At 67.4% G+C, this 11,467-nt stretch carries 10 protein-coding genes; 4 read left to right on the top strand and 6 right to left on the bottom strand.

The window, feature by feature from the left end:
* Positions 1-56: 56 nt before the first annotated feature.
* Complete coding sequence (locus AC5P9W_RS07670; protein ID WP_031270736.1) at positions 57-827, bottom strand: RNA methyltransferase; 771 nt, start codon at positions 825-827, stop codon at positions 57-59.
* A gap of 120 nt (positions 828-947) precedes the next feature.
* Between AC5P9W_RS07670 and AC5P9W_RS07665 the strand changes: the two genes are divergently transcribed.
* Positions 948-1,775: an inositol monophosphatase family protein gene (locus tag AC5P9W_RS07665; protein ID WP_005417749.1), complete on the top strand. Its 828-nt coding sequence runs from the start codon at positions 948-950 to the stop codon at positions 1,773-1,775.
* 668 nt (positions 1,776-2,443) lie between these two features.
* Here the strand turns inward: AC5P9W_RS07665 and htpX are convergent.
* Complete coding sequence (gene htpX / locus AC5P9W_RS07660; protein ID WP_111097871.1) at positions 2,444-3,310, bottom strand: protease HtpX; 867 nt, start codon at positions 3,308-3,310, stop codon at positions 2,444-2,446.
* Between the two features lie 93 nt (positions 3,311-3,403).
* Between htpX and gluQRS the strand changes: the two genes are divergently transcribed.
* The 3 genes from gluQRS to phaR all read left to right on the top strand — a co-directional run bounded on the left by gluQRS (position 3,404) and on the right by phaR (position 5,792).
* Positions 3,404-4,324, top strand: a complete 921-nt coding sequence (gene gluQRS / locus AC5P9W_RS07655; RefSeq protein ID WP_134729898.1) for a tRNA glutamyl-Q(34) synthetase GluQRS — start codon at positions 3,404-3,406, stop codon at positions 4,322-4,324.
* A gap of 17 nt (positions 4,325-4,341) precedes the next feature.
* Positions 4,342-5,082, top strand: a complete 741-nt coding sequence (phbB, locus tag AC5P9W_RS07650; RefSeq protein WP_021204170.1) for an acetoacetyl-CoA reductase — start codon at positions 4,342-4,344, stop codon at positions 5,080-5,082.
* A 182-nt stretch (positions 5,083-5,264) separates the two neighbouring features.
* On the top strand, positions 5,265-5,792 hold the full coding sequence (gene phaR, locus AC5P9W_RS07645; protein ID WP_026347074.1) for a polyhydroxyalkanoate synthesis repressor PhaR: 528 nt from the start codon (positions 5,265-5,267) through the stop codon (positions 5,790-5,792).
* Positions 5,793-5,866: 74 nt separating this feature from the next.
* Here the strand turns inward: phaR and AC5P9W_RS07640 are convergent, their stop codons facing one another.
* From AC5P9W_RS07640 to AC5P9W_RS07625, 4 genes are all read right to left on the bottom strand, one after another.
* Positions 5,867-6,820 carry a TraB/GumN family protein gene (locus AC5P9W_RS07640; RefSeq protein WP_134729896.1) on the bottom strand — a complete coding sequence of 318 codons (954 nt, stop codon included), beginning with the start codon at positions 6,818-6,820 and terminating at the stop codon, positions 5,867-5,869.
* 1 nt (position 6,821) lies between these two features.
* Complete coding sequence (locus tag AC5P9W_RS07635; RefSeq protein WP_019660523.1) at positions 6,822-7,754, bottom strand: DUF1684 domain-containing protein; 933 nt, start codon at positions 7,752-7,754, stop codon at positions 6,822-6,824.
* An 11-nt stretch (positions 7,755-7,765) separates the two neighbouring features.
* Positions 7,766-9,670, bottom strand: coding sequence for a DNA mismatch repair endonuclease MutL (gene mutL, locus AC5P9W_RS07630; protein ID WP_329866778.1), 1,905 nt, complete (start codon positions 9,668-9,670; stop codon positions 7,766-7,768).
* A 160-nt stretch (positions 9,671-9,830) separates the two neighbouring features.
* Positions 9,831-11,399, bottom strand: a complete 1,569-nt coding sequence (locus AC5P9W_RS07625; RefSeq protein WP_329866776.1) for an N-acetylmuramoyl-L-alanine amidase — start codon at positions 11,397-11,399, stop codon at positions 9,831-9,833.
* Between the last annotated feature and the right edge of the window lie 68 nt (positions 11,400-11,467).

Here is an 11,467-nt window from a genome sequence, read left to right as displayed (position 1 = left end):
AGGCTTCATCCCCCCCTGGGTATCCAGACAGACTACCCGAAAAAATGAGAACGTCGTCAGCTGTTCTTGTTGCCTGCTTGTGCCAGTCGCGCCATGCGCTGGGTGTCGGCGAGGATGCCGCGCAACAGGCGCACTTCCTGCTCGCTTGGCTCGCTACGCAGGAACAGGCGGCGCAGCTTGCGCATCGCCGATTCCGGCGCGCGGCCCTTGTGGAAATCGATCTCGTCCAGCGTGTCGCCGAGCTGGGCGAAGAAGCTCTCCATCTGCTCATGGCTGGCGGCCTGTTCGCGGAAGCCGGGCTCGGCATTGGGGGCCGGCTGCGCGCCCAGCAGCTGCATGCGCGTTTCATAGGCCAGCACCTGTACGGCGGCCGCCAGGTTGAGCGAGCTGAACTCAGGATCGGACGGGATGTGCACCGCCGCATGGCAGAGCTGCAGTTCCTCGTTGGTCAGGCCGGTGCGCTCACGACCGAATACCAGTGCGACCTCGGCACCTTCGCCCGCCTTGGCCACCGCGCGGGCGGCGGCATCGGCCGGCAGGTATTCCTCCAGCTGCACGCGGCGGGCACGGGCGGTGCAGCCCAGCACCAGGCGGCAATCGGCCACGGCCTCGGCCAGGGTGGCGACCACCGGGGCGTCCCCCAGCACATCTTCGGCCCCGGCCGAGCGGCGGAAGGCCTCCTCGTCCAGAGGCTTTTCGGGAGCGACCAGCACCAGGCGGGCCAGGCCCATGGTCTTCAGGGCACGGGCGGCGGCCCCCATGTTGCCGGGATGCTGGGTACCGACCAGGACGAATCGGAGGCGGGTGGCGGCGGGAAACTGGGACATGAACAGGGAAAAGGTCGAGCTGGACGATGACCAATGGTAAACTGTGCGGCCGGCCACTGCGCCGGACCCGCTCTTTTCCCCCGCCAGTCCATCTCTTCTGCCTTTCCGGGAGCCCACGCCATGCAGAAACCCGCCGTCACCGTCATGGTCAAGGCCGCCCGCCTCGCCGGCAACGTCCTGTTGCGCAACATCAACAAGCTCGAGGCACTGAACGTGGTGCAGAAGGGCCGGATGGACTACGCCAGCGAAGTGGATGCGGACGCGGAAAAGGTCATCGTCAAGGAACTCAAGCGCGCTTACCCGGACTACGGCATCTTCGGTGAAGAAGGTGGCGTGCAGGGCGAGCGTCGCCAGATGTGGGTCATCGACCCGCTGGACGGCACCAGCAACTACCTGCGTGGCGTGCCGCACTACTGCGTGTCGATCGCGCTGGTCGAGAACGGCGAGCCGACCGACGCGGTCATCTTCGACCCGCTGCGCAATGAACTGTTCACCGCCAGCCGTGGTGCCGGCGCCGTGCTGAACGACCGCCGCATCCGCGTGGCCGACCGCAAGGATCTGGAAGGCACGATGATCCACACCGGTTTCGCCCCGCGCGAGCGCAGCCGCGCCAGCGCCCAGCTGAAGGCGGTCGACGCCCTGCTGGTGCACGGCGAAGACATCCGCCGCACCGGTTCGGCCGCATTGGACCTGGCCTACGTGGCCTGCGGCCGCGCCGACGCCTACTTCGAAGCCGGTGTGAAGGCGTGGGACATCGCCGCCGGCCTGCTGCTGGTCCGCGAGGCGGGCGGCAAGGTCTGTGACTTCAAGGGCGCGACCCTGGGCCGCATGGACAACCGTGGCCCGGAGACCCACCAGATCGTAGCCGGCAACCTGAAGGTGGCCGAGTCGCTGCAGAAGGTGCTGGTGAACACCGGCTACGCCGCCGAGTTCGACGCGAAGTTCTGAGGTTTCGCGTAAAGCGGTTCATGGGGACGGCATCTGCGAAGGTGCCGTTTTCGTTTGTGCGCACGGAGAGTCGCTTCCGCGACCGCGGAGGGGTGTCACTTTCTTTGCTCGTGCAAAGAAAGTAACCAAAGAAACACGCCGCCGGGGCGCGAGCCGACGTGCTGCGCACGCCGGTACCCTGCGCTCCTCGGACCGTCGAGGGACGGTGCGGGAACTCGCTGCGCTCAGACACCCGCACCTCTTCGCCCTCGCCGGACCTGCGGTGCTCGGCTCGCTCAAGGCGGACCCAACGTCAAATGCCACAGCTGCACCCAGTAGATCCGCGCCACGTGTGGATGCTGTCGATCTTGATCTTGATCTTCCAGTCCGCCTTGAGCGAGCCGAGCATCGCAGGGGAATCAGGGGCGAAGAGGCGCCGGTGTCTGAGCGCAGCGAGTTCGGCGCCGTCCCCTGATTCACCGAGAAGCGCAGGGTACCGGCGCGTAGCGACGGCTCGCGGCTGGCGGAGCGTTTCTTTGGTTACTTTCTTTGCGCGCAAAGAAAGTGACACCCCTCCGCGGTCGCGGAAATGATCCTAGGCATCGCCTGGCGCCACCAATGCGTGCGCGCGCAAAACAAAAACGCCCGGCGCGGGGCCAGGCGTTCCTGCACTAACAAGGAGCAGAGAGTTACGCCACCGTCGACGCCCGCAGCGCGGCGATGCGCTCTTCCAGCGGCGGGTGGCTCATGAACAGCTTCTTCGCCGTCGAACCGGCAATACCGAACGCGGCGATCTGGGTCGGCAGCGTGCTCTGGCCGTGGTTCAACTGCAGGCGCTCCAGCGCGGCGATCATCTTCTGGCGGCCAGCCAGCGAGGCACCGCCTGCATCGGCGCGGAACTCGCGGTGGCGCGAGAACCACATGGCGATCATCGTCGCGAACAGGCCAAACACCATCTCCAGCACGAACACGATGATGTAGTAGGCGAAGCCACGGCCACCGCCTTCGCGGTTGCCCGACAGCGCGCTGTCGATGATGCCGCCGACCACGCGGGCCAGCACGATCACAAAGGTGTTCAGCACGCCCTGCAGCAGCGCCATGGTGATCATGTCACCGTTGGCGACGTGGGCAATCTCGTGGCCCAGCACCGCTTCAGCCTCGTCCTCGCTCATGTTGTGCAGCAGGCCGGTGGACACCGCCACCAGCGCGTTGTTGCGGTTGGCGCCGGTGGCGAAGGCATTGATCTCCGGGCCGTCATAGACCGCCACTTCCGGCATACCGATGCCGGCGGCCTTGGCCTGGCGCTCGACCGTGGCCAGCAGCCAGCGCTCGGTCTGGTTGCGCGGCTCGGTGATCACCACCGCACCGGTGGAGCGCTTGGCCATCCACTTGGACAGCAGCAGCGAGATGAAGGAGCCACCGAAACCGAAGATGCCGGCCATGATCAGCAGACCGCTCATCTTGCTCGGGTCGGTTCCCGCCAGCGACATCACGATGCTGGCGAGGATCAGGACCGCGAAGTTGGTCGCCAGGAACAGGGCAATGCGGGTAAACATGGGAAAATCCGGCTCGGAAGGGGTCGATACCGGTCAATTTGCGGCGTGGTCAGCTTGAATTCAAGCGCCAACCTGACCGACGATTCAGCCAGCATGACCTCCCCCATTCCCTGCGGCCGTTTCGCGCCCTCGCCGACCGGCCTGCTCCACCCCGGATCCCTGCTTGCCGCCTTCGGCAGTTGGCTGCTGGCCCGCCACCATGGCGGCCTGTGGCGGCTGCGCATCGAAGACGTTGACCCGCCGCGTACCGTGCCCGGCGCCGCGCAGTCGCAGCTGCAGGCACTGGCTGCGTTCGGACTGGTCCACGACGGCCCGGTCCTGTGGCAGAGCGCGCGAGGCGAGGCCTACCAGGCCGCGCTGGATGTGTTGCTGGCCAGCGACCAGGCCTTCATCTGCCACTGTAGCCGCAGCGAACTGGCTGCCAACGGCGGCATCCATCACCGCTGCGTTGCGCGGCAACCGCGACCGGACCCTGCCGTCCGCTTCCGCGTGCCGCCGGGCAGCATCGTGCACTTCGACGATGGCCTGCGCGGCCCGCAGCAGCAGGACGTGCATGCCGAGGTTGGCGACTTCGTGTTGCGCCGTGCAGATGGCTGCTGGGCCTACCAGTTGGCCGTGGTGGTCGATGACGCCGAACAGGGCGTGACCGAAGTGGCGCGCGGCGCCGACCTGCTCGATTCCACCGCGCGGCAGATCCTGCTGCAGCAGGCGCTGGGCCTGGCCGTGCCACGCTACTGGCACCTGCCGCTGCTGCTCGATGCCCCGGGGCACAAACTGTCCAAGTCGCTGGCGTCGCTGCCGGTGGACAGCACGCGGCCGGTGCCGGTATTGCGCGCGCTCTGGCAGCTGCTGGGCCAGGCGCCTGCCGCACTGGACGGCGCCGATGAGCGGGATGCGCTGCTGGAGGCTGCGCAACGGGCGTTCGACCCGGCGCGGCTGCCGCGGACCGACGTCCTGTTGCCGGCCGGCGCACTTTCCGCGCCGATGTTGCAGAATCCCCCTTCACCCACCTGATACCCGGACAGCACTCCATGACATCTCGCGTCGCACTGGTCACCGGCGGAACCGGCGGCATCGGTACCGCCATCTGCCAACGCCTGGCCGACCAGGGCCACCGGGTCGCCACCAACTACCGCGACGAGTCCAAGGCCCGCGTCTGGCAGCAGGCGATGACCGAGCGCGGCTACCACGTGGCGATCTTCCCGGGCGATGTCTCCGATCCAGACAGCGCCGAAGCGCTGGTGCGCGCCGTCGAGGCCGAGCTGGGCCCGGTCGAGATCCTGGTCAACAACGCCGGCATCACCCGTGACACCACCTTCCACCGCATGCGCGCGGACCAGTGGCACGATGTGATCAACACCAATCTCAACTCGGTGTTCAACGTCACCCGGCCGGTCATCGAAGGCATGCGCCGCCGCGGCTGGGGCCGGGTCATCCAGATCAGCTCGATCAACGGCCTGAAGGGCCAGTACGGCCAGGCCAACTATGCTGCGGCCAAGGCCGGCATGCACGGCTTCACCATCTCGCTGGCCCGCGAGAACGCCGGCTTCGGCATCACGGTCAACACCATTTCGCCCGGCTACGTCGCCACCGACATGGTGATGGCGGTTCCGGAGGACGTGCGCGCCAAGATCATCGCCGACATTCCCACCGGGCGCCTCGGCAAGCCGGAAGAAATCGCCTATGGCGTGTCTTTCCTGGTGGCCGAGGAAGCCTCGTGGATCACCGGCAGCAACCTGGACATCAACGGCGGCCACCACATGGGCTGGTGAGCCGCGCAGGGGGCGCCGCGGCATGCACCGGCGGCCCCTGCCGATGGTCATGCTGCGCAGCACGCAAACCCTTGTTGCGCAACATGATCGCCCCTGAAAGCCAAGCCTGGCGGGGGCTGGGGCGGTTGCAACCGCTGCTGCACTGCGCCATGCTGCGCGTCTACTGTGACGAGTACCGCTTCATGGCTGCGACCCGCATCATCAAGAAGTATCCGAACCGCCGTCTCTACGACACCGAGATCTCCAGCTACATCACCATCGAGGACGTGCGCCAGCTGATCCTGGACGGTGAAGACTTCGAAGTCCGCGACGCCAAGAGCGGCGACGACCTCACCCGTTCAGTCCTGCTGCAGATCATCGCCGACCAGGAACAGGACGGCGAACCGATGCTGTCCACGCAGCTGCTGAGCCAGCTGATCCGCTTCTACGGCGATTCCCTGCAGGGCTTCATGGGCAACTACCTGGAGCGCAGCATGCAGGTCTTCCTCGACCAGCAGCAACAGTTCCGCCAGCAGATGGGCAACCTGCTGGGCCAGACCCCGTGGGCGATGATGAACCAGCTGACCGAGCGCAACCTGGAGCTGTGGCAGGAATTCCAGCGCAGCATGGGCAGCGGCTTCGGTGGCCCGCGCCCGGGCGGCACCGGTACGGGCACCGGCAACAAGCCGAACGAACCGGGCACCGGCACCGGCAGCAAGACCCGCCGCTGAGCCGCTTCACAGGCTGACACGAGAACGGTGCGCCCCTGGCGCGCCGTTTCTGTCTGGATCGCGCCAACGATACGTCAGCGTTTCGCCTTGCACGCCGAGCACACGCGCTCGACCTTGTACCCTTTCGCCTTCAGTTTCTCGACCACGCCATCACTGCCCAGCAGGTGCAGCGTGCCGACCACCACCAGCGTACCGCCCTGCCCGGCCTGCAGGTACGGCTGCAGCTTCGGCACCCAGGCATCGTTGCGCCCGGTGTTGATGCGCTGGTACAGCTGCGGGTACTGCTGGCGCATCTCTGCCGCCATCTTGGTCCACAGCAGGCGATCATCACCGCGGCGCCACGCATCATGCAGCAGCCGCGCCTGCTCATCGGCCTTGCCGGCCTGGTCCAGTGCTTCGGCCAGCATCTGCCGCTGTTCCTGCAGCGTCATTCCGTCAAGCATGCCGATCTGGGTATCAATGTCCTCCAGTCCCGCCGTCTTGCGGCCGGTCTTCTGCGCGCGCTCCATGAAGTGGCGGTCCAGGCCCAGCGCCGGGTCCAGGCCGAGCTTCTGCATCTGCCCGATCGAAATGCTCAGGCCGACGAACCAGGGCTTCATGCCCTGCATCTGCGCCAGCGGCAACTGGTTCTGGGCAGCAAAGGCCTGCAGCTTCTGCCAGGTGGCCGCATCCAGATCACGCTTCAGCTCGCTGCCATCGGTGCGGATCGCCGCCTGCACCATGCGGCTGGCCAGCTGGGGCGACTGCATGTCTTCCGGCGACAGTTCGAACACTACCCGCTGTGAGGCCTCGAACGCCTGTTCGACATCGGGCGACAGCGGGTAGTCCTGCGGCTTCAGCAGGTGGAAGGAACCGAGCAGGTAGAGGCGTGAGTCGCCTGGGCCGGTCACTTTCCACAGCAACGGCACCGGCGGCCTGGCCGCCGCTGCGCCAGCGGTGTCGGCTTGCAGGGTACGTGCTGCAACCAGCGGTGCCAGCGCACAGGCCGCCAACAGAACGGCGGCACGCAACAGTGATCTGATCGGCATCTCAGCCTTCTCCTTCAGGCAGGTGGTAGGCCTTCTCGCCCGCTTCCACGCGCAGGTCCAGCCGGTTTTCAGGCGGCGCCAACGGGCAGGTTGCATAGGCGGTGAACGCACACGGTGGGTTGTAGGCATGGTTGAAATCGATGCGCACCGTACCATCGGCGCCTGGCGCATCGGTGTCCAGGTAACGCCCAGCCGGATAGCTGCCGCGACCACTGGTGCGGTCGGCGAAGATCAGGAACAGCGGCTGCCCGGGTGCACCTATCGCCTCCAGCCGCCAGTTGCGGCCATCACGCTGGAACTCGACCGCGCCCGCGTTCGGCATCTCGGTGGTCAAGCCAGTGATATCGACGATCGGCAGGGTCTTGCCTGGCGGGTGCGCGATGAAGCGCGCCTGCACCTGCCAGTCAGGACCGCCCGGCCAGTACTCCAGGCCGGCGAACCCACGGCGTGCAGGCGCATCGGCGTGCTTGACCCGCAGCGCATCGCGCGGACCGCGACGGATGATGCTGAGCTGGCCTTTGCCACCATCGAAGGCCAGCAGCGTCGGCTGCGGATCCTTGTCGGTGTCGATGCGGATGCGGCCGCGGACCGGTTTGCCCCCATGGCTGACATCCGTACCGGCTTCGGGAGTGAACCACCATTGGCTGCCTTCGCGGCGCAGCAGGCCCAGCTTGTCCGGCCCCACCGCCAGGCGGATGCCATTGGTCGCGCCACTGCCGACAAAGTGCGATCTGTTCTGCAGCCAGTGCAGGCCGACCAGCGCTGTCCAACCGTCCGGGCGGGTCAGGTCCTGATAGCGTGCCACCCGCCACTGCTGCTGCCCGGCGGCATAGGACGGATCCTCCGCGGCCGAAGCCGGTGCCGGCGGCGGCGCGGGGCTGCAGGCGGCCAACACCATGGCGACCAGCAGGCCGCCCATTCCCCGATAACGCATCGATGCTCCCCTCAACGTCCGCGCAGGAACCAGCGGTCGATCTCCGCCAGCGAAAAACGGGCCCAGGTCGGCCGGCCGTGGTTGCATTGGCCGGACCGCTCGGTGATCTCCATGTCGCGCAGCAGCGCGTTCATTTCCGGCACGGTCAGGCGACGGTTGGCACGCACCGCGCCGTGGCAGGCCATGGTCGACAGCAGCTCGTCGCGCGCGCTGGCCACGCGGCGGCTCTGGCCGTGCTCGCGCAGGTCGGTCAGCACGTCGCGCAGCAGGCCTTCCGGTTCGGCATGCGCCAGCAGTGCCGGTATGCTGCGCACGTGCAGTGAACCGGGGCTGGCACGGGTCACTTCGAAGCCGAGTGCGGCCAGCGTGTCGGCTTCGCTTTCGGCGGTATCGGCCTCGCGCTCGCCCACCGCCAGCGTGATCGGCACCAGCAACGGCTGCGACTGCAGGCCGATGCCATCGTGCGCGTTCTTCAGCCGCTCGTAGCCGATGCGTTCGTGTGCGGCATGCATGTCGACCACGATCAGGCCTTCGGCGTTCTCGGCCAGGATGTAGATGCCGTGCAGCTGCGCGATCGCATAGCCCAGCGGCGGCACTCCGGCATCGGCACTGGTGACCGGCAGTCCGTTCTCGGTCGGCATCGGCGGCAGCGCCGCCCTGGGCTCGGCACCGGCCGGCGTGGCATACAGCGCGGCGTAGGCCGCCGGTGCATCAGCAACCTGCAGCCCAAGGGGCTGCTGCGGGCGCCAGCCGGAAAAGCCACCGCCGCCTGCGCCCGAGCCGGCACCGGGCGCAGGCCCACGCACCAGCCCGAAACCCGATGCGCCCGCGCTCGATGCCATCGATGCAGCAGCGGCGTCCACCGGATGCACCGGACCCGCACCGATCTCCTGCGCCGACATGCCCGCGCGGGTATCAGCCAACGCGTCCTTCAGCGTGCGATAGACAAAGTCATGCACCAGCCGCGAATCACGAAAGCGCACCTCGTGCTTGGCCGGGTGCACGTTGACATCAACACGGGTCGGGTCCAGTTCGAGGAACAGCACATAGGCCGGCTGCCGACCGTGGTACAGCACATCGCCGTACGCCATCTTCACCGCGTGGGCGACGCTGCGATCACGCACCGAACGGCCGTTGACGTACAGGTACTGCTGGTCGGCGCTGGCACGCGAGTAATGCGGCTGCGCGATCCAGCCATGCAGGCGCAGGCCGGCGCCACTGTGATCCACGCGCACGGCCTGGTTGGCGAAATCCTCGCCCAGCGTTTCTGCCAATCGCGTATCGGAATACAGATCGCCCGGCTTGTAACGGCGCGAGGCCTTGCCGTTGTGGGACACGCGCAGTTCGACGTCCGGCCGCGCCAGGGCCAGCGAGCGCAGCCATTCTTCGATATGGCCCAGCTCGGTGCGCTCGGCGCGCAGGAACTTGCGCCGCGCCGGTACGTTGTAGAACAGCTCGCGCACTTCCACCGTGGTACCCGGCGCATGCGCGCGCGGCGTCACCTCACCGATCTTTCCGCCTTCGATCTGCAGCGCGGAACCATGCTCGTCATGTGCGCGACGCGAGGCCAGGGTGAAGCGACTGACCGAGGCGATCGACGGCAGCGCTTCGCCACGGAAACCGAGCGTGGCCACCGATTCAAGATCGTCCAGATCGGCGATCTTGCTGGTCGCGTGGCGCGATACCGCCAGCGGCAGCTGCTCCGGCGCGATGCCACTGCCGTTGTCGCGGATGCGGATCAGGCGTACACCGCCCTCTTCAAGATCGATATCTACGCGGCTGGCACCGGCGTCGATCGCGTTCTCGACCAGCTCCTTGACCACCGAAGCGGGACGCTCGACCACTTCGCCAGCGGCGATCTGGTTGATCAGGATCTCCGGCAAGGGCCGGATCGGGCGCGGACCGGGCGCGCTCATGGGAGATGATGGGCAGCAGACTTCATGGGTCGATGATAGCGGAGCGCCCGTGGGTAGAGTCGACTGTCAGTCGACTGCTCTCCGCCCGGGCGCCGAAAAGCCCCGCGCTGCGCACGTAGTCAACCAACAGTCGACTCTACCGCGCTCTACAGGAAGCGGATTACTTGCTGCCGCCGGCCATGGTGGCTGCGGCGTCGATCTCGGCCTGGGCACGGGCCGCGTACAGCGTGCCCGGCGGTGGCTGGCGGCTGAAGAAGGTGTGCACGCCATCGAGCACGGCACCGGCGATCTTGCGCTGGTAGGCCGGGTCGGTCAGGCGACGCTCTTCATCCGGGTTGGAGATGAACGCGGTTTCCACCAGCATCGCCGGCATGTCCGACGTACGCAGCACCGCGAAGTTGGCGCGCTCGATGTTCGGCTTGTGGTTGTTGCCGATCCGCTTAAGGCCGCCCAGCACGTGGCCGGCGGCGTCTTCGGACGCCTTCATGTAGCCGCTCTGCGCCAGGTCCAGCAGCACATTGGCAAGCGTGCCCTCGGTCTGCTGCAGGCGAACGCCACCGACCAGATCGGCCGCGTTTTCCTTGTCTGCCAGCCAACGGGCGCGCTGCGAAGAGGCACCCTTGGTCGACAGTACGTACACCGACGAACCGGTGGCCGAACGGTTCTCGGCCGCGTCGGCATGGATGGAAATGAAGATGTCGGCCTTGTTTGCACGCGCCTTCTGCGCGCGCATCGGCAGCGGAATGAACACGTCGCTGTCGCGCGTAAGGTAGGCCTTCAGGCCTGGCGTCGCATTGACCTGACGGGCCAGTTCCCGCGCCACCGCCAGGGTGACATCCTTCTCACGCTTGCCGGTCGGGCCGATCGCGCCCGGATCCTGGCCTCCGTGACCGGGATCGATGGCCACCACCAGATGGCGCATGCCGGCCTGCATGCGGATGCGGGAGGCATCACTGGGCATGGCCGGGCGCGGCGGTTCCACCGGCGTCGGTGCCGGCGCAGGCACCGTGGCCGGCGGCGTGGTCACCACCGCTGCGGTGCGCTGCCCAGCGAGGATCGCGGCCGGCGAGGAAGAAGGCGAACTGCTGGCCACGGTACCCGCCGCCGCGACCTGGGCCGGCGCGGTGGATGGCGCCGGGGTAGGCGTGGCCGGCGCGGCGGCGGTGGCACTGGCCTGCTGCCGCACCTGGGCAGTCAGCAGCGCCGTGGCACGCGCGGCATCGGTACGCGCCTGCGCGCTCTCCGTCGGCGTCGGCGTCGGTGCGGGCGTGTTGGCCGGCGCCTGCGGCGGCACCGCTGGCGTCGCTGCCGGACGGCTGGCGGCCACGGCCGGGCCATCGCCCGGCCATTCGATCACCAGCTTGGATTCATTGCCCTCGCGCTGCATCTGTGGGCGGAACGGCGCCACCGATTCAGCAAGGTCGAAAACGACACGGAAGGTACCCGGCACCGGCTGTCCGGTGCGCACCGCGGTGACCACGCCCTGCGCCGCTGGCATTTTCAGGTTGCGTACGGCGCTGGAGTCCGGGAAATCGACCACCAGGCGGTTCGGTCCGGCCAACGACATCGTCTTGTAACCGCCACTGCCCACCAGCGAGATCTCGGCACGGGTGCCGGTGGCACCGGTATTCAGCAGGACCTGGCGAATTTCACCGGCCCACGCGCTGACGCTCGCCAGACCCAGTCCGACGGCGGCACAGATGGCGATGAGACGGTTCCCCGGGCGCATGGCTCAGGATTCAATCACCGCGCTGAACGGAATGCAACACCTTTTTCCTTAATAATCCGTAACCTGCC

The organism is Stenotrophomonas sp. YJH_SMC_33 (assembly GCF_059372295.1).
This window is presented reverse-complemented; position numbering and strand designations above follow the sequence as displayed.